Annotated in this window: 17 protein-coding genes; 3 read left to right on the plus strand and 14 right to left on the minus strand. The window is 54.1% G+C overall.

Annotated elements, in window-relative coordinates:
* Positions 1 to 2: 2 nt before the first annotated feature.
* From BQ2657_RS02035 to murQ, 5 genes are all read right to left on the minus strand, one after another.
* Positions 3 to 782, minus strand: coding sequence for a histidinol-phosphatase HisJ family protein (locus BQ2657_RS02035; RefSeq protein WP_232708987.1), 780 nt, complete (start codon positions 780 to 782; stop codon positions 3 to 5).
* A 22-nt stretch (positions 783 to 804) separates the two neighbouring features.
* Complete coding sequence (gene ychF, locus BQ2657_RS02040) at positions 805 to 1,914, minus strand: redox-regulated ATPase YchF (RefSeq protein WP_075579145.1); 1,110 nt, start codon at positions 1,912 to 1,914, stop codon at positions 805 to 807.
* Between the two features lie 51 nt (positions 1,915 to 1,965).
* Complete coding sequence (locus tag BQ2657_RS02045; RefSeq protein ID WP_075579146.1) at positions 1,966 to 3,021, minus strand: MupG family TIM beta-alpha barrel fold protein; 1,056 nt, start codon at positions 3,019 to 3,021, stop codon at positions 1,966 to 1,968.
* A gap of 66 nt (positions 3,022 to 3,087) precedes the next feature.
* Positions 3,088 to 4,485 (minus strand): PTS transporter subunit EIIC, encoded by a 1,398-nt coding sequence (locus tag BQ2657_RS02050; RefSeq protein WP_075579147.1) that lies wholly within the window; start codon positions 4,483 to 4,485, stop codon positions 3,088 to 3,090.
* The gene (gene murQ / locus BQ2657_RS02055; RefSeq protein ID WP_075579148.1) at positions 4,475 to 5,311 is read right to left on the minus strand and encodes an N-acetylmuramic acid 6-phosphate etherase; all 837 of its coding nucleotides are present in this window, start codon (positions 5,309 to 5,311) and stop codon (positions 4,475 to 4,477) included. Before murQ ends, BQ2657_RS02050 begins: the two co-directional genes overlap by 11 nt.
* Positions 5,312 to 5,408: 97 nt before the next feature.
* On the opposite strand from murQ, the gene nagA reads away from it, so the two are divergent.
* On the plus strand, positions 5,409 to 6,578 hold the full coding sequence (gene nagA / locus BQ2657_RS02060) for an N-acetylglucosamine-6-phosphate deacetylase (protein ID WP_075579149.1): 1,170 nt from the start codon (positions 5,409 to 5,411) through the stop codon (positions 6,576 to 6,578).
* Positions 6,579 to 6,821: 243 nt separating this feature from the next.
* Here nagA and BQ2657_RS13510 read toward each other — a convergent pair whose 3' ends face one another.
* The 5 genes from BQ2657_RS13510 to serS all read right to left on the minus strand — a co-directional run bounded on the left by BQ2657_RS13510 (position 6,822) and on the right by serS (position 11,108).
* The gene (locus BQ2657_RS13510) at positions 6,822 to 7,697 is read right to left on the minus strand and encodes an IS3 family transposase (RefSeq protein WP_408607743.1); all 876 of its coding nucleotides are present in this window, start codon (positions 7,695 to 7,697) and stop codon (positions 6,822 to 6,824) included.
* Positions 7,664 to 7,831 (minus strand): hypothetical protein, encoded by a 168-nt coding sequence (locus tag BQ2657_RS13515; RefSeq protein ID WP_408607741.1) that lies wholly within the window; start codon positions 7,829 to 7,831, stop codon positions 7,664 to 7,666. The genes BQ2657_RS13510 and BQ2657_RS13515 overlap by 34 nt, the downstream gene beginning before the upstream one ends.
* Positions 7,832 to 7,834: 3 nt before the next feature.
* On the minus strand, positions 7,835 to 8,242 hold the full coding sequence (locus tag BQ2657_RS13520; protein WP_408607742.1) for a transposase: 408 nt from the start codon (positions 8,240 to 8,242) through the stop codon (positions 7,835 to 7,837).
* Between the two features lie 80 nt (positions 8,243 to 8,322).
* Positions 8,323 to 9,492 (minus strand): type III PLP-dependent enzyme, encoded by a 1,170-nt coding sequence (locus BQ2657_RS02075; protein ID WP_075579150.1) that lies wholly within the window; start codon positions 9,490 to 9,492, stop codon positions 8,323 to 8,325.
* A gap of 335 nt (positions 9,493 to 9,827) precedes the next feature.
* On the minus strand, positions 9,828 to 11,108 hold the full coding sequence (serS, locus tag BQ2657_RS02080; RefSeq protein WP_075579151.1) for a serine--tRNA ligase: 1,281 nt from the start codon (positions 11,106 to 11,108) through the stop codon (positions 9,828 to 9,830).
* A 201-nt stretch (positions 11,109 to 11,309) separates the two neighbouring features.
* Between serS and BQ2657_RS13525 the strand changes: the two genes are divergently transcribed.
* Both BQ2657_RS13525 and BQ2657_RS13530 read left to right on the plus strand, forming a co-directional pair.
* Complete coding sequence (locus BQ2657_RS13525; RefSeq protein ID WP_075578809.1) at positions 11,310 to 11,888, plus strand: helix-turn-helix domain-containing protein; 579 nt, start codon at positions 11,310 to 11,312, stop codon at positions 11,886 to 11,888.
* Positions 11,858 to 12,730 (plus strand): IS3 family transposase, encoded by an 873-nt coding sequence (locus BQ2657_RS13530; protein WP_408607740.1) that lies wholly within the window; start codon positions 11,858 to 11,860, stop codon positions 12,728 to 12,730. Before BQ2657_RS13525 ends, BQ2657_RS13530 begins: the two co-directional genes overlap by 31 nt.
* A 92-nt stretch (positions 12,731 to 12,822) precedes the next feature.
* Here the strand turns inward: BQ2657_RS13530 and BQ2657_RS02095 are convergent, their stop codons facing one another.
* The 4 genes from BQ2657_RS02095 to BQ2657_RS02110 all read right to left on the minus strand — a co-directional run bounded on the left by BQ2657_RS02095 (position 12,823) and on the right by BQ2657_RS02110 (position 18,260).
* The gene (locus BQ2657_RS02095) at positions 12,823 to 13,596 is read right to left on the minus strand and encodes an NAD-dependent protein deacylase (RefSeq protein ID WP_075579152.1); all 774 of its coding nucleotides are present in this window, start codon (positions 13,594 to 13,596) and stop codon (positions 12,823 to 12,825) included.
* 27 nt (positions 13,597 to 13,623) lie between these two features.
* Complete coding sequence (locus BQ2657_RS02100; protein ID WP_075579153.1) at positions 13,624 to 14,904, minus strand: hypothetical protein; 1,281 nt, start codon at positions 14,902 to 14,904, stop codon at positions 13,624 to 13,626.
* 123 nt (positions 14,905 to 15,027) lie between these two features.
* On the minus strand, positions 15,028 to 16,455 hold the full coding sequence (locus tag BQ2657_RS02105; RefSeq protein ID WP_075579154.1) for an FAD-binding oxidoreductase: 1,428 nt from the start codon (positions 16,453 to 16,455) through the stop codon (positions 15,028 to 15,030).
* Between the two features lie 365 nt (positions 16,456 to 16,820).
* Positions 16,821 to 18,260: a carbon starvation CstA family protein gene (locus BQ2657_RS02110; protein ID WP_075579155.1), complete on the minus strand. Its 1,440-nt coding sequence runs from the start codon at positions 18,258 to 18,260 to the stop codon at positions 16,821 to 16,823.
* Positions 18,261 to 18,442: the final 182 nt, after the last annotated feature.

The following is an 18,442-nucleotide window of genomic DNA, read 5'->3' on the forward strand; positions in this document are numbered from 1 at the left end:
CCCTATTCACAAAGCATCCGCTTCCGTTCTTTATAGTACACCAGAGTCAGTCCTGCTGCGTCGGCGATGGCTTTCCCTTTGGCGAAATCCCGGCCTACGTGTTCCTTGTAATGGGCGTCGCTGCCCAGGGTGGCGTACTTCCCGCCCAATTCCCGGAACCGTTTGTACAGTTCCAGAAGGGGTGGGATGGTACTGTCATCTCCCAGCCGGCGGGTATTGATCTCCAGGGCCTTGTTTTCCTGGATCAGCAGTTGGAATACCCGGTCCCACAGGTCCGGATGGTCTTTGTAATGGAGGTTGGGATCCTCATAGGGCATGTACCGGGAGATGTAGTCGATGTGGCCGTAGGAATCGAAATCAGGCTTCCTCTCCAGGCACCGGACGGAGTCTTCCAGATATCGGCGGACGGCCTGGTCCTTGGTGAGCCCTTCATAGGTGGTGGGTTCGTACATATCCAGCCCGTCGAAGCAGTGCATGGACCCCACCACTTCGTCAAAGGGATGGGCCTGGACCATCTTCCGGTCTTCCTCGATGGCCCTGGGCTGGAGCCCCACTTCGATGCCCAGGAGCACCCGGCCGCTGCGGAAAGGACCGTCTTTTTTGAAATAGTCGTCGATATCGAACAGGAACATCTCCGGATTGGTGGGATAGTACCGGTCCCAGTGTTCCGTCAGGATGATCCCGATTCCCTGGGCCTCAGCCGCTGCGGCAGCCTCCTGGATGGTCTGTTCCGCATCACAGGAATAATCCGCATGGGTATGGGTATCAAACAGCATGGACATACACCTCTTCCTTTTCCGTCTATTATACGTTGAAGCGGAATTCCACTACATCCCCATCCTGCATGATATAGTCCTTGCCTTCCAGGCGCACCAGGCCTTTTTCCTTGGCCGCCTGTTTGGACCCGCACTTCACCAAGTCATCGTAGGAGACGATTTCTGCCCGGATGAAGCCCTTTTCAAAATCCGTATGGATCTTGCCGGCAGCCTGGGGTGCCGTGGATCCTTGGACGATGGTCCAGGCCCGGGATTCCATTTCCCCGGCGGTGAGGAAAGTCTGGAGCCCTAGCAGCTTGAACCCGGCTTTGATAAGACGGTCCAGACCAGCCTCGGAAAGGCCTTCCATTTCCAGGTATTCCTTGGCTTCATCCTCCGGCAGCTCCGCGATTTCTTCTTCCACTTTGGCAGAGATCACGATCACCTGGGCATTTTCTTTGGCAGCGTAGGCTTCCAGAGCCTTTACATAGGAGTTCCCGGACCAGTCAGCGGCTTCTTCTTCCGCCACATTGGCCACATAGAGGATGGGTTTGGAGGTGAGGAGATCCAATTCCTTCAGGCCGTCTTTTTCATCGTCGGTCATATCCACCCGGCGCACCGGGATCCCTTCTCCCAGGGCATCGGAAATCCGCTGGAGCAGCGCAGCCCGGGTGGCCGCTTTCTTGTCCCCGGCCTTGATCAGCTTCTGGGCCTTTACCAGCTGTTTCTCCACACTTTCCAGGTCTGCCAGGCACAGTTCCGTGTCGATGATCTCCACATCCCGGACCGGGTCGATGGAGCCTTCCACATGGGTGATGTTCCCGTCTTCGAAACAGCGGACCACTTCTGCGATGGCATCGGTCTGGCGGATGTGGGACAGGAATTTGTTCCCCAGGCCTTCCCCTTTGGAAGCCCCCTTCACCAGGCCGGCGATGTCCACGAACTTCATGCCCGCCGGCACGATCTTTTTGGAATGGAACATGTCCGCCAGGACTTTCAGCCGGGCATCGGGCACATCCACCACGCCCACATTGGGCTCTATGGTACAGAAAGGATAGTTGGCCGCTTCGGCCCCTGCTTTGGTGATGGCATTGAACAGGGTGCTCTTGCCCACGTTGGGCAGGCCCACGATCCCCATTTCCAGATTGGTAGAACTCATATTGTATCTCTCCTTCATGCAGACTATTGTTTATTATACCATATTCCTGGCCTAGTGACCCATCTCCACCACCCGGAACCGGAACTTCCTGCCCCCCTTCAGGTATTTCAGCAGGAACCGCTCTTCTTCCGGGATCCGGCCCAAGACATCCACCCGCCGGTCTGCCGGCAGTTCCGTAAGGCAGATTTCCAGTTCCCCGGCATACCGTCCGTACCGGGGGTTGTCCAAGGTCACATCTCCGGCGTGACAGCGGCGGAAGGGGAATTCCGGGATCTCCGCTTCTTTCCACAGGGCCCGGCTGTTGACGGTCCGGATCACTTCTTCCGCTTCATCCGGACGGGTCTCGTACACATGGCCGGCCAAAATCTTGTACAGAGGCCGCGGTTCCCACACCTGGAGGGTCAGTTCCAACACGTCTCCAGAAAGCCGGGCCAATGCCTCCAGTTCCTGCCGGTCCGGCCCATCGTCCCCGATATACACCGCATCGGTCCCCAGGGCTGCCAGCTGCCGGGCCGCCAGGGAGACCTCCCGATGCCGGTCCTGTTCCAGGGTGGGGAGCCCCTCCTCCAGGGGCCCCCGTCTCCCGGCTTGGCTGGCCACAAAAGCACCCACCGGGATCCCCGCCTCATGGAACAGTGTATTCTGCTGGAGCAGATAGCCCTCCGAAAGGCCGGTATGGGGATGGGGATAGAAATTGTGCAGGGCTTCCACCCGGGAGAAGTCCACCCCTTCCCGAGCCAGTTCCCGAAGCTGTTCCCTATTCATGGCCGAAGCATTGAGCACCAGTTTCCGCCCTGGATACTTTTGCTGCAGCTCAGCCATGTCCGCCCCGGTAAAACCGTCATCCAGGCGCAGGGCCGTCAGCTCTTCCGGCACCGGATTCCCCGGCACCAGGTCCCCCACTGTTTCCATATCCCAGGCCCGGGCAGCCCGGAGCAGGGGCTGCACCGTTTCCCCAAAAGCAGCCGGATCCGTTTCTGGGATGTGGAAGGACAGGAACAGCCGGGAAATCCCCATTTCCGCAGCCGTCCGGAGCTGCTCCAGATTCTCCTCCAACGAATGCTCCAACCCCGGATACAATGAAATCCCCTTTGCCAAATCAGTCATCGTTGCACGCCTCCTTGATTGCGTGGTCAGGTCATAAATGGTTCAGTGGTTAGGTGTTTTTTCTCTTTACTCTGCACTCTTATCCTCAAACCCCATCACCCACGTGGCTGCGAAGCCAACTGCGTAAGACACCAGGAGCCCCGCCAGATACACGGGCACATTGGTGGTGCTGGGGGCCAGGGGCAGGCCGGAAATCCCCAGAGCTCCGGCTCCCACCTGGAAAGCCGCCTGGACCGCACCCCCGGCAGCTCCTCCGATACAGGCCCCCAAAAAAGGACGGCCCAGCGGCAGGGTCACGCCATAGATCAGCGGTTCCCCCACCCCCAGCAGTCCTGCCGGAAGGGCTGACGCCACCACTTTCTTCACCTGGGGATCCTTTGTCTTCAGATAGACAGCCAGGGCAGCCCCCACCTGTCCCCCGCCGGCCATGGCCAGGATGGGCAGCAGGATGGTATAGCCATATTGGGCGATCAGCTGGGCATGGATGGGGGTCAGTCCCTGATGGATCCCCAGCATCACCAGGGGCAGGAAGCCGCCTCCCAAAAGGGCTCCGGTCAAAGCACCTCCCTGGGCAACAGCCCCGGTAGCCGCAAAGCCGATGCCTTCCGCCAGCCATCCCCCCAGGGGTTGGAAGAAGAACAGGGTGGCGAAAGCCATGATTCCCAGCACCAGGAAAGGAGTCAGGAAAAGGTCCAAAGCCTCTGGGATGATCTCCCAGAGTTTCCGTTCCAGCAGGGCACCCAAGGCTGCCACCAGCAGCACGGCTACCACCCCGCCCCGGCCTGGGATCAGAGGCTGTCCGTACAGGCTCACCTCCGCCAGGCCCGGATGGCTGATCAGGGCCCCCAGGGCGCCGCCCAGCACCGGGGAACCGCCGAACTCTTTGGCCGCGTTCCAGCCTACGAACAAGTTCATCCCCCAGAACACGGTACTGCCCGCCAGCCCCAGGATCTGGAAGAAGGCGTGGCTGGCCAGGGCCGGATCCAGACGCCGGACCATGTTCAGGATCCCGGTGAGGAGACCGCAGCCGATGAACCCAGGGATGAGGGGCACAAAGATCCCGGAGATCCGTTTCAGGAACAGTTTCCCCGGGGTGGCATTCCGCTTCCGGATGGCTTGGTGGAGAGCTTCTCCCTCCCCTACTTTGCCGGCAAATCCCTGGAGCACCGTTTGGCCCGCCGGAGTTTTTTCCCCTGCCTGCTGCTGGGCCTCCGCATCCTCCCGGAGCAGCGTCTGGAAAGCCGCAGTCACCTGGGCTGCCTTCCCCGGCCCTAGGATGATCTGCAGCTCCGGCCCTGCCACATTGACTCCCATGACGCCCGGCAGCTTTGCCAGGGCCTCCCGGTCCACATCCTGGTCCTCCAGCTGGAGACGCAGCCGGGTCATGCAGTGGCTGGCCTGGCGCACATTCTTCCGGGGACCGGTGATGTCCAGGATGGCCTGAGCCAGCTCCTTATTTCCCATGGGCCGCCTCCCATTCCTCCACGGCCTTCCGGGCGCTTCCCCGGTTCCGGGCCAGGCTCAGCCGGGCTTCTTCCCGGGTGCAGCCGGTCACGGTGCAGACGATGTGGAGGGCCCGTTCCAACAGTTTCTCATTGGTGGCCCGGACATCGATCATCAGGTTGCCCCGGACTTTCCCCAGTTTCACCATGGCCCCGGTGGTGATCATGTTCAGGACCATTTTCGTAGCCGTCCCAGCCTTCATCCGGGTAGAGCCGGTGATCACTTCCGGACCCGGCAGCACCGTCAGGCACAGATCCGCCACTTTGGCCATGGCGGACTGGCGGCTGCAGCAGAGCCCCAGGACGGCACAGCCCCGTTCCCGGGCTTCCTTCATGCCACCCAGCACATAGGGTGTCCGGCCGGAGGCGCTGATGCCCATCACCACATCCAGCGGAGTCAGTTCCTTGTTCCAGATGTCATCCCGGCCCTGTTCCTCACTGTCTTCCGCCCCTTCCTTGGCCCGGAAGATGGCTTCATAGCCTCCAGCGATGAGGCCCTGGATCTGTTCCGGCTCGGTGCCGTAGGTGGGCGGGCATTCCACCGCGTCCAAAATGCCCAGCCGGCCGGAAGTGCCGCTGCCCATATAGAACAGCCTCCCTCCCCGGCTCAGCCGGTCCGCCACCAGATCCACCGCCAAGGCAATGGCCGGCAGGATCTTCTCTACTGCATCGGCCACCTTGTGGTCCTCCCGGTTGATGATTTCCACCAATTCCTGGGTGGATACTTTATCAATGGCAACGGAAGCAGGATTCCGCTGTTCCGTAGAAAGTCTGTCCAAATCGATCATTGCTATGAAACCTCCAGCCCTATGCTATAATGAAAGAGTCCCGTCCATATGCCCATCTGTTTCCTGCGCCATGGACGGCCAGAAAAGGAGATCCTGTATGAAAGCGATATGTAACGGCAGATTTATTTTACCACAAGAAATCCGGGAGGGACAGGCACTGCTGTTCCAAGAAAAGATCCTGGGCTTCTGCAGCCCGGACCGGATCCCTCCGGAAGCAGAACGGATCGATGTCCAAGGGGACTACGTATCCCCTGGGTTCCTCAATCTCCACATCCACGGCTGCGGGGGAAAGGATGTGATGGACGGCACCCAAGAGGCTCTCAGGACCATGAGCCGGCTGCTGCCTTCCACCGGAGTCACCGGCTGGCTGCCCACCACCATGACCAGTGGCAGAGGAGCCATCACCCAGGCCCTCACCGCCATCCGGGGAGCCCAGGGCACAGTGGCCGGAGCGGAAATCCTGGGTGCCAACCTGGAAGGGCCCTTCATCAGCGAAAAATACAAAGGAGCCCAAAAGGCCTGCCACATCCGAAAAGCCAGCTGGGAACTGGTGGAACCTTTCGCCGGCCTGATCCGGATCCTGGCCCTGGCGCCGGAGACCCTGGAGGACACAGATTTCATTTCCCGGTGCCACCAAGCCGGGATCATCGTCTCCCTGGGCCACAGCGATGCCACATTTGAAGAAGCTGCCCAGGCCGTGGCCACCGGCGCCAGCCACATCACCCACCTGTTCAATGCCATGAGTCCCCTCCACCACCGGAAGCCCGGTTTGGTGGGAGCGGCCCTGACCCTGCCGGTGACCTGCGAACTGATCGCCGATGGGATCCATATCCACCCGGCCGCCTTGGAACTGGCGGTCCGTGCCAAAGGGTTGGACCGGGTGGTGCTGATCACCGACTCCATGCGGGCCTGCCTCCTGGGAGAAGGAAAAAGCGAATTGGGAGGCCAGACGGTCTACGTCAAAGATGGCCGGGCCACTTTGGCAGATGGGACCCTGGCCGGCAGCATCCTCACCATGGAAAAAGCCGTCCGGAACATCTGGAAATGGGGTCATCTGACCCTGCCCCAAGCCGTCCAGCTGGCCACCGCCAATCCAGCCCGAGAACTGGGCCTCACCGACCGAGGCACCCTGGAACCAGGGAAACAGGCGGATATCACTGTGTTCGATGAGGATTTCCGGATCCTGCGGACATACGTAAAGGGGTGCTGCGCATTCTGCGCAGCACCCTGGTCTCGGGTCTCAGGTCTCGCGTCTCGAGCCGAATGAGAAAATTTGCAAGCAAATTTTTGAACGGGTAAAATCTGATCCGCTCTCGATAAAATATCCGTTTCTATATCCAGCACGATCCTGATTCTGTACTTTCAAAAGAACCTGGCCATGGGACAGGTTCTATCCAAAGGCCCGAGACTCGAGACCCATAGCTCGAGACCCCAAAGAGGGGCTGTTGTGATGTGACTCCAAAAAGTTAGACCTTAGTAACGAGATGGTTTTTACTGTCTCGTTACTTTTTTATGCTGCCAGCAAAGAAAGCCTGTATTGAACAGGACTTTTCCAGCCCAGTTTTTCCTTGATCCTTTGTTCGTTATAGTATTTGATGTATCGTTCGATAGCGGCTTTTAGTTCTTCGTAGCTGTAGTAGATCACTCCATAATACATTTCCTGTTTCATTAAGCCGAAAAAGTTTTCCATTACAGCGTTATCATGACAGTTACCCTTTCGAGACATGCTCTGAAAAATTCGTTCTTTTTTTAGTTTCCTGGTATAGGCCTTCATTTGGTATGCCCAGCCCTGATCGGAGTGAAACGTTCTTCGATATGGACAATCAGCAGTAATTTCGATTGCTTCAGCTTGAGCTTCCAGTATGCTTTCAGCCGAAGGACGTTTGGCTATTCCATAGCTGATGATTTCATCATCGAACATGTCCAGGAAAGGATCCAGATAAAGCTTGTGCAGGGTCAGATGTCCCTGTGTATCTACTTCATAATATTTGAATTCTGAAGTATCGGTCGTAATCTTCTGATGTGGGATATTCGTCTCAAAACGACGATGTATTCTATTCGGAGCAATGGTCCCTACCTTACCCTTATAGGAACTGTATTTACGGCTTTTCCGGGTAAAGGATGTTACCTGAAGGCTCAGTTTCTGCATGATACGTTGAACTTTCTTCTTGTTCACGCAAATCCCTTGATTCTTCAGCTCACCGGTCATGCGCCGATATCCATAATCTTTATGCTGGCTGCGGATTTCCTGTATTTTGTCCTCTACTTCCTGGTCTGGATTCACGCGGTCAAACCGTTTCTGCCAGTACATATAGGTCGCTTTGGGCATTTGAGTATAGGAGAGAAGGTCTTTCAATTTGAATGATCTTCGGAGACTGGAGATGATTTTCGCAACTCTCTCATTTTTGCTTCGTCCTCTAAACGCAGTCTCCTCAGTTCTTTTAAAAAAGCATTCTCTATACGGAGTTTAAGATTTTCATCCTCTAACTCCTTGACATGTTCCACACTGATGTCGACCATCGGCTACTGAACCTGGGTATCTGTTTTTTTGGTTTGAGATTTGTTCAAAGTTCTCTTCCTGCCTTTTTTATGTGACCGTAAAGCATCTGGTCCCGCAATTCTAAATTCATTGACCCATCTGGCAATCATTGATGGGTTGTTGATCCCTACTTGAATTGCTAGTTCCTGATATGAGATTTCATTTGTTAAGTAAGACTCTACCACAGAAAGTTTTTCTTTGAAAGAGTATATTTTTTGAGAGCGGGATCTTTTCAGTCCATCATCACCAAATGCCTTGTAAGCAGCAACCCACTTTAGCAGCTGGCTGCTACTTGCCATCCCATATTTACGTGAAATAGAAATACACCCTTCGTCACTGTTCAAATATTCCAGTACTATTTTTTTCTTAAATTCATAGCTGTGTTTTGCCATAAAAAACTGACCCCCAATTGTTAGATTTTTGGTCTAACAATTGGGGGTCAGCTCATAGCACACGCAACAGCCCCTCTTTCTTACACCGCTACACTCATGGCATCCAGGCCCAATTCCGCCCGGACTTCTTCCCAGATCACGATCTTGGCTTTCCGGAAGCCGTTGAAAGTGGTGGCGGAAGCGGAGGTATAGGCCCCGCACACCGGCACCAGCAGCAGATCGCCCACTTCCAGGGGTTCCGTCATCTTCCCCCGGAACATGATATCCAAGGAATCACAGCTGGGCCCTGCAAAGGTGGCGGGGATTTTCTTCCCTTCCTTGAAGCTGATCAGTTTGAAATCCCACTGGTCGAAGATCACTCCGGAGAAGGTCCCGTAGATCCCGTCATCCAGGAAATACCAATGCTGTCCATTCCGTTCGTTTTCCCCGATCACCCGAGTGATCAGGTTCACTGCCGTACCGCACATATACCGGCCCGGTTCAGCCCAGATCTCCAGATCCGAGAAGTCTTCCCGGAGCCGGGCAGCTACCTGGTCCAGGAGCGCCGTCAGGTTGTAATGGACGCCCGTTTCCGGGATGGGGAAGCCGCCCCCGATATCCAGCACCCGCATGGTCAATCCCTTGGCCCGTGCTTCTTCCATCAGTCCCTTGGTCACATCCATGGCATGGAAATAGGGATCCGCAGCGACCGTCTGGCTGCCCACATGGAAGGCGATTCCCGCCACATCCAAGCCGGCCGCTTTGGCCTTCAGCATCAGATCCAGGGCTTTTTCCCGGGGACAGCCGAATTTCTTGTTCAGGTCCACATGGGCCTTGGGATTGTCGATCCGCAGCCGGAGCAGCACCGTAGCGCCTGGACAGTGCTGGGCGATCTTTTTGATCTCGCTTTCGCTGTCATAGGTCATCCGGTAGACACCGGCATCGTTGCAGGCCCGGAAGCCCGCATCCAATTTGATGGGATTGGCGTAGATCATCCGGTCCCCAGACACCCCCAACTGGCTCAGGGTACGGATTTCTCCATCACTGGCCACATCGAAGCAGGCCCCCTTGTTGATCAACAGATCCAGGATCCGGAGATCCGGATTGGCTTTCATGGCATAATGTATCTTCAGCTGCGGGATATGGTTCCGCAGGATCTCGTAGTTTTTTTCAACCTGTTCCAGAGACAGCACCAGAAGAGGAGTTCCATACCTTTCTGCCAGGCTGGTGACTGCATCTTGTGACAATTGGAAAAAGCTTTGTTCGTTCATTATCCATCCCCCTTTGGGCCTTGAAAAGAGTCCCGGTCTTTCGCCGGAACTTTCCGGGCCATCCTTAAATTCGTAGTTCATTATACTACGGTTTGGGGAAAGTGCAAGAGGAAAATCGAGGAAAAAAGAGGAGTTTTGAGGACTTTTAAGGACCTTCAAGAAAAATATTCACCATCCTGTTTTAATCACAATAACGCGCATTTTTTCGATTTTGTCCAAAATAAAGCGATTCAGTGCGTATGAGCCAGCATGGTCCAGTTCTGTACAGACAAAACACCCGCCACAAAGGGCGGGTGTTGTATATTTATGCAATTGTAGCGAATATCCAAACTTTATCAGGAGTTGACTCCGGTGATCACATCACAGCCCATGTAGGGACGGAGCACTTCCGGCACCACTACGGACCCATCGGCCTGCTGGTAGTTTTCCAGGATGGCGGCCACCGTACGGCCCACGGCCAGGCCGGAGCCGTTGAGGGTATGGACGTATTCCGGCTTGGATTTGGCATCCCGGCGGAACCGGATGTTGGCCCGGCGGGCTTGGAAGTCTTCCGTATTGGAGCAGGAAGAGATTTCCCGGTATTTGTTCTGTTCCGGGAACCAGACTTCCACATCGTAGCATTTGGCCGCAGAGAAGCCCAGATCGCCAGTGCACAGGCACACCACATGGTAAGGCAGCTTCAGGGCCTTCAGGATGTCTTCTGCATTGCCCACCAGTTTTTCCAATTCATCGTAGCTGGTTTCCGGTTTGCAGAACTTCACCATTTCCACTTTGTGGAACTGATGCTGCCGGATCAAGCCCCGGGTATCCCGGCCGGCACTGCCGGCTTCGGCCCGGAAGCAGGGAGTCATAGCGGTAAGGTAGATAGGCAGGTCGTCCCCGTTCAGGATCTCACCCCGGTAATAGTTGGTGAGAGGCACTTCTGCCGTGGGGATCAGGTACATGTCCTGGCCTTCCACTTTGTACATATCTTCATGGAATTTGGGCAGTTGCCCGGTCCCTGTCATGGACGCGGTATTCACGATATAAGGGGGGATCACTTCGGTATAGCCGTCCTTCCGGGTATGCTGGTCCAGCATGAAGTTATAGACGGCACGTTCCAGACGGGCACCAGCCCCTTTGTAGTAGTAGAACCGGGCACCGGAAACCTTGGCAGCCCGTTCCGCATCCAGGATCCCCAGTTTCTCCCCGATTTCCCAATGGGCTTTCGGTTCGAAATCAAAATGGGTGGGTTCTCCCCATTTCCGCACTTCCGGGTTTTCCGTATCGTCTTTGCCTACGGGCACATCGGCCGCCGGCATGTTGGGGATGGTGAGCATCACAGCTTGGAGCCGGGCTTCCACATCCTTCACCTTTTTGTCCGCTTCTGCGATCTTGTCCCCCAGGGCCCGCATGGCGGTGATTTTCTCCGTTGCGTCTTCCCCATTGCGCTTCATCTGGCTGATTTCAGCGCTGACCGTATTCCGCTGGCTTTTGTCCGCTTCCACTTCCTGGAGCAAGGACCGGCGTTCCTGGTCCAAAGCCTTGAATTCTTCCAGATCCACTTTCGCATGACGGTTTTTCAGAGCCTGGGCAACCTTTTCCGTGTTGTCCCGGACAAATTTCAGATCCAACATAACTATAACCCCCAAAAATTCTATGCAATACTGTTGACATTATAGCACAAAACCGTAAGGAAAAGTATGCTTATCCTGCCACAATGCGTACAAATCAGCCAGCCCGCCGGTCTCTGACAGAAAAGGCTGCTGCACGCAGATCGTTTTGAGCTGACCCCCAATTGTTAGACCAAAAATCTAACAATTGAGGGTCAGTTTTTTATGGCAAAACACAGCTATGAATTTAAGAAAAAAATAGTACTGGAATATTTGAACAGTGACGAAGGGTGTATTTCTATTTCACGTAAATATGGGATGGCAAGTAGCAGCCAGCTGCTAAAGTGGGTTGCTGCTTACAAGGCATTTGGTGATGATGGACTGAAAAGATCCCGCTCTCAAAAAATATACTCTTTCAAAGAAAAACTTTCTGTGGTAGAGTCTTACTTAACAAATGAAATCTCATATCAGGAACTAGCAATTCAAGTAGGGATCAACAACCCATCAATGATTGCCAGATGGGTCAATGAATTTAGAATTGCGGGACCAGATGCTTTACGGTCACATAAAAAAGGCAGGAAGAGAACTTTGAACAAATCTCAAACCAAAAAAACAGATACCCAGGTTCAGCAGCCGATGGTCGACATCAGTGTGGAACATGTCAAGGAGTTAGAGGATGAAAATCTTAAACTCCGTATAGAGAATGCTTTTTTAAAAGAACTGAGGAGACTGCGTTTAGAGGACGAAGCAAAAATGAGAGAGTTGCGAAAATCATCTCCAGTCTCCGAAGATCATTCAAATTGAAAGACCTTCTCTCCTATACTCAAATGCCCAAAGCGACCTATATGTACTGGCAGAAACGGTTTGACCGCGTGAATCCAGACCAGGAAGTAGAGGACAAAATACAGGAAATCCGCAGCCAGCATAAAGATTATGGATATCGGCGCATGACCGGTGAGCTGAAGAATCAAGGGATTTGCGTGAACAAGAAGAAAGTTCAACGTATCATGCAGAAACTGAGCCTTCAGGTAACATCCTTTACCCGGAAAAGCCGTAAATACAGTTCCTATAAGGGTAAGGTAGGGACCATTGCTCCGAATAGAATACATCGTCGTTTTGAGACGAATATCCCACATCAGAAGATTACGACCGATACTTCAGAATTCAAATATTATGAAGTAGATACACAGGGACATCTGACCCTGCACAAGCTTTATCTGGATCCTTTCCTGGACATGTTCGATGATGAAATCATCAGCTATGGAATAGCCAAACGTCCTTCGGCTGAAAGCATACTGGAAGCTCAAGCTGAAGCAATCGAAATTACTGCTGATTGTCCATATCGAAGAACGTTTCACTCCGATCAGGGCTGGGCATACCAAATGAAGGCCTATACCAGGAAACTAAAAAAAGAACGAATTTTTCAGAGCATGTCTCGAAAGGGTAACTGTCATGATAACGCTGTAATGGAAAACTTTTTCGGCTTAATGAAACAGGAAATGTATTATGGAGTGATCTACTACAGCTACGAAGAACTAAAAGCCGCTATCGAACGATACATCAAATACTATAACGAACAAAGGATCAAGGAAAAACTGGGCTGGAAAAGTCCTGTTCAATACAGGCTTTCTTTGCTGGCAGCATAAAAAAGTAACGAGACAGTAAAAACCATCTCGTTACTAAGGTCTAACTTTTTGGGGTCACATCATTTCCCTCCGTGCAGCAGCCCCTCTTTTCCCTACAGTTGGATATGCTCTTTTTCTGCCAAGGCAGCGAACACCCGATCCATGTCTTCCGTCAGAGACAGCGTCTCTGCCTTCAGCCGGACGGAAAGGGGGTCCCGGTTCAGGATCACCAGCCGTTTCCCGTGGAAATAGTTGATGAAGGAAGCCGCCGGATATACCGTCAGAGAAGTACCGGCGATGATCATCAGATCCGCCTCCGAAATGGCCCGGACCGCATTTTCCACCGCTTCCTCAGGGAGCATCTCTTCATAGAGGGTGATGTCCGGCCGGATCACACCCCCGCAGGAGCAATGAGGGATGGGTTCTTGGGATTCGAAGATGTAGTCCGCCGGGTACCGTTTCCCGCAGCTCATGCAGTAGTTCCGCAGGGCACTGCCATGGATCTCGAACACCTTCCGGCTGCCGGCCTTCTGGTGGAGCCCATCGATGTTCTGGGTGACGATGCCCGTAAGCTTCCCGGTCTTTTCCAAGGCCGCCAGGTATTTGTGGGCATTGTTGGGCTGGATCTTCCGGGTATCCATCTTCTGCCGGTGGAATTCGAAATAGACTTTGGGTTCATTCACCAGACAGCTGTGGCTCAGCAGGTATTCCGTCCGATACTGTTCAAAGCGTACATCGTGCTGGTTGTACAGTCCGTCCTTGCTGCGGAAATCCGGGATCCCACTGGCCGTGGAAACTCCCGCACCTCCAAAGAATACGATATGCTGTGCTTCCTGGATCCAGGCATCCAGCTCTGCGATGGCCTGGTCGAATTTTTTCTGTTCCATGGATATCAGCTCCTTCTTGCAGTCCGCTCATTCTCCCCCATACTTGATCCGAGCCGGGGGTTCCGGTCCTTTTTTCCCGGTCCGGACGGCTGGCTCCGCCTTCTTCCACTGGAGGCTGTCCACTGAATGGTCAACGATTTTCTGCAGGCTCTCCCGGCCCATTTCCGTATAGTCCAGAGAAAGCAGCATTCCATCCTGGAGGAACACATATCCCAGCTGCGTGCCTCCTGGGGTCACCATTTCCTCCACCAGGCAGGTCCGGCCGGCGGCCTTGGAAAAATAGGTCTTGTTCTCCTTCAGGGGCCATCCCGGGTTCTTTTCCTGCCATTTGTCCTTCCGGGTTTCTGTCATCAATCGGCAGAGGTTCGCCTGGTCGCGGGGATCCAATCCCTCCAGGCTGTCCGGCAGGAAAGCATAGTCCAGGCTTTCCCGCAGCGGCTGGTACAGGACCGCCGTCACCAGAGAATGATCCAGATGGAGCCGGGTCAGCTGATGGAGGTCTCCCGGTTCCACTTCTTTCTGGACATCCACTGCCCCATAGGGGATTTCGTAGGAGATTCCGGTATGGGGCAATTCGATCCGTTCATAGGCTTCCCCGATCTTCAGGGTATCCAGCACCTGCTGGATCTCCGGTTCCAACGTTCCGAATTCTTTTTCCGCCGCCAGGAAGCTGAGGCTGTACAGGTTCTTCCGGTCCCCGAAGAAATACCGGTCGGAAACCTTGTCCCCTTCCTTCTGCCGGATGTGGATCCCCTCCCGGCCCGCAAAGGTCCCGATGGCAAGCCCCTGGACGGGGATCTTCTTGGCCTTGGCTTCTTCTTCATAGCTGCGCCAGGTCAAAAGCAGCATCACCTCCTGGGACTGGAAGGGCCGGGCTTCCTTCTGGCCATCGGTCTTCATCATGGCCCCGTTGGCCATGTAGACCAGGAGGGTGTCTCCCCGAGCCGCCCGCATGAGGATGTCTTCCTGTTTTTTCCCCCGGGCATAGATTCCCTGGATCTGGAACCCTTCCGGCAAAGAAAAGGTCACATCATTCCGGGGATCCTTGAAGGTCACCGGTTTCTTTTCCTGATTCCCGTATTTGGCCAGGAGCTCTGCTTTCAGGTCCTTCTGCCGGGTGGAGCCGGATTCCGCCAGAGGCTGGGCAGTTTCCAGATGGTCAGCTGCGGCATTCTTCTTGGGAACCGCCGTGACAGCTGCGGCTGTGTCTTTTTCACTTGCTGTGCTGCCGGCAGCCCAGGCTCCCGGCAGCAGGCTCCCCCAAAGCAGCATTGCCAGGAGCAGCCGTTTCCCTTTGGTTGCTTTCATAGGAACTCCCTCTGGGCCCAGAGGCCCTTTCTGTTGGATGATTCGATACAGTTCCTATTATAATCCATACGGGGGCAGGAAAAAAGAGGGGCTGTTGCACGTTCGGTGCAACAGCCCCTCTTTTTACGCTACAAAGTCTCCGTTCACGTCCACCAGTTTCCCTGGATTCATGATGTTGTTGGGATCTAGGGCCTGTTTGATGGCCTTGATCAGCTTCACTTCCCCTTCGGGGGTGCAGCGGGCGAATTCTTCCAGCTTCTTGTAGCCGATGCCGTGTTCGCCGCTCATCTTGCCGCCCAGTGCATAGACCCGGGGGAACAGATCCGCATGGAAGGCCTTGATGGTCTTGAACCATTCTTCCGGGGACAGGCCGTATTTGTTGAGGGGCAGTACATGGATGTTCCCGTCCCCGATATGGGCCACGGTCACCGTGTACAGGTTGTACTTCTTTTCCAGTTCCGGAATCTGGGCGGTCATTTCTGCAATCTTATCCAGAGGCACCACGAAATCTTCGGTCTGGAACATCCGGTCGATATCCCGAGCAGCTTCCGCGAACTGCTTCCGCAGGGTCCAGATCCGCTGGTCCGCTTCGAATTCGTCGATGGAACCGTTGGCTTCTGCCAGGTCGCAGAGTTTTTCCATCTTCCGGTCAGATTCTTCTTCATCGAAACTTTCCACCGTAACGATCACATAGCAGCAGCCTTCATCCACATGGGGCATTTCCATGTTGTCCAGGTATTTGCAGGTCATGGCAATGGCGGAATTCCCCATATATTCGATGGAAGTGGGGTCGATCCCAGCTTTCAGGATCTTATTGGGCAGGGCAAAAGCTTCTTTGTCCGTATTGAACACGCAGACCATGTTGAAGGAATAGGGAGGCAGAGGACGGAGCTTCACGGTGACTTCGGTGATGATCCCCAAGGTCCCTTCGCTGCCCGCAAAGAGCTGTTCCAGGCACAGACCGGTGGAGCATTTCTTCAGCCGGGCCCCTACATCCACGATGTCCCCGGTGGGGGTGACCACTTTCAGGGCATAGATCTGGTCCCGGGTGGTTCCGTACCGGACGGCCCGGTTGCCACCGGCATTATTGGCCACGTTGCCGCCGATCTGGCAGGATTCTGCACTGGAGGGATCCCCGGCATACATGACCCCGGCTTTTTTGGCTTCCGCCTGGAGCTGGCCGGTGAACACCCCAGTCTGACAAACTGCATAAAAGTAGTCTGCATCCAGCTTCAGGATCTTGTTCATCCGCTGGAGTTCCACCACCATCCCATGGTAGATGGGGATGGCGCCGCAGGCCACCCCGGTGCCGGCAGAACGGGGAGTGATGGGGACCAGATATTTGTTGGCCAGTTTCACCACTTCCGCCACTTCTTCCGTGGTGCCGGGGAACACGACGACTTCCGGTTTCTTGAAGAAATGGGGATTCCCCTCTTCATCGGTCTGGTACTGTTCCAGATATTCCTCATCGGTCTTTACATACCGATCGCCCACTACTTTTTTCAGTTCTTCTACCAGTTCCGGAGTCACTGGATTGTACGTTTGTGCCATTTTCGTTTCCTTCTTTCCAGTATATTGTAACTTGAACAGTTTTTCGTCTTTGTCTTGTTGACGATGATGTTCCCTAGTATATCACATTTTGTATACAAGTAAAGGATTTTTTTATCTTGTTCCAGGGCCTTTATACATCTATCCCCTTGTTTTTATACATAAATCACTATAATATGTAACATCTAATATAGAAAGTCTCTGATTTTCTGCATATTTTCCATGTGAATCATTTTTGGATACAGCTTTTCCTTCTCTTGTACATAAACGATTGTTTTTATTGTAGAGACATCCCTACAAAAAAAGAAACCCCGGAAGCACCGCTCCCGGGATTTCTTTGAAGGGAAATGGATTCTTTTTACAAGGAATCAGCCTTGGACAGGTTTGTCGGCAATATCCAGTTCGCCCCGGTCCACTTTCTTAGCCCGTTTCCAGAACAGGCAGAAAGCAACGATGGCGAAGACAATGCCTACAGGGTATGCAATGGAAGTGCTCAGCTGCAGCCCTTCCTTAGCAACCAGGATGTAGGTGCAGGAAACGGCACTCATGAAGGTTGCAGGGATGATGGCGATCCAGGCATTACCCTTATTGGCATACAGGTACATGGCACCGGACCAGAGCACCAGCATAGCCAGGGTCTGGTTGGTCCAGGAGAAGTATCTCCACAGGATGGTCACATCTACCTGGGTCAGGATGCCGCCCACAGCGATGATGGGCACAGCCAATTTCAGACGGGAAGCCAGGGTGTGCTGGTCGATCTTGAACCAGTCCACAATGGTGTACCGAGCGGAACGGAAGGCCGTATCAGCAGAGGACACAGGGCAGGCGATGACGCCGATCATGGCGATGACGGTGCCCAGATAGCCCATCAGGCCAGAGCAGATGTCGTAGACGACGCCGCCGGCACCATGGTACTTCACGAAAGCTTCGCCCAGGCCAGCGGTATTGCCGTAGAAGGAAACACCGGCAGCAGCCCAGATCAGAGCGATGATCCCTTCGCAGACCATGGCTCCGTAGAAGATCTTGTGGCAGTCCCGTTCACTCTTGATGCAGCGGGCCATGATCGGAGACTGGGTGGAATGGAAACCGGAAATGGCACCGCAGGCCACAGTGATGAACATGATCGGCCAGATCGGGGTTCCTTTCGGATGCATGTTGGTCAGGGTGATTTCAGGGACATGGTACCCTTCCACGAAGAGCATGGTCCCAACGCCCACAGCCATGAAGATCAGGCAGAATCCAAAGAACGGATACAGTTTCCCGATGAGCTTATCCACCGGCAGGAAGGTAGCACAGAAATAATAGATCAGTAAGATGACCAGCCAGAAGTTGTAGCTCAGAGGAGTGATCTTGGTCAGCAGGCCGGCAGGGCCCGTGGTGAAGGCAACGCCTACCAGGATCAGCAGCACGACGGAGAACCCACGCATGATATGTCTCATGGTCGTTCCCAGATATTTGCCGCACAGTTCGGAAATGGAAGCCCCATCATTCCGTTCGGACAGTACGCCGGAGATGAAGTCATGGACACCGCCGGCAAACACCGTACCGAAGGTGATCCACAGGAATACAGCCGGCCCCCACATAGCACCAGCCAGAGCACCGAAGATAGGACCCAGGCCAGCGATGTTCAGCAGCTGGATCAGGAAAACCCGCCAGTTTTCCATAGGTACGTAGTCAACACCATCTTCCAGACGATAGGCAGGAGTCTTTCTGTCATCGATCGGAGGACGGAAGCAGCTTTCTACGTATCCGCCATAGATGAAATAACCACCAATTAAGATAGCAAGACACACAAAGAAGCTAATCATTGAATAAACCCCCTTCTGCGGACCCCTTCAATCCGCAAGTTTCACTGTCGGGTCCATTATAATCCTTCTTACACAAAAAATCCATATGAATTGTAGTAATTCTGTGTATATTTACTATATTTGGTTAAATCAAATGGGAAGGTGTATCACCTTCCCATTTATTGTAAACACATGTTGGTTTG

Origin of the sequence: Acidaminococcus massiliensis, assembly GCF_900095825.1 — a bacterium.
GTDB classification, from domain to species: domain Bacteria; phylum Bacillota; class Negativicutes; order Acidaminococcales; family Acidaminococcaceae; genus Acidaminococcus; species Acidaminococcus massiliensis.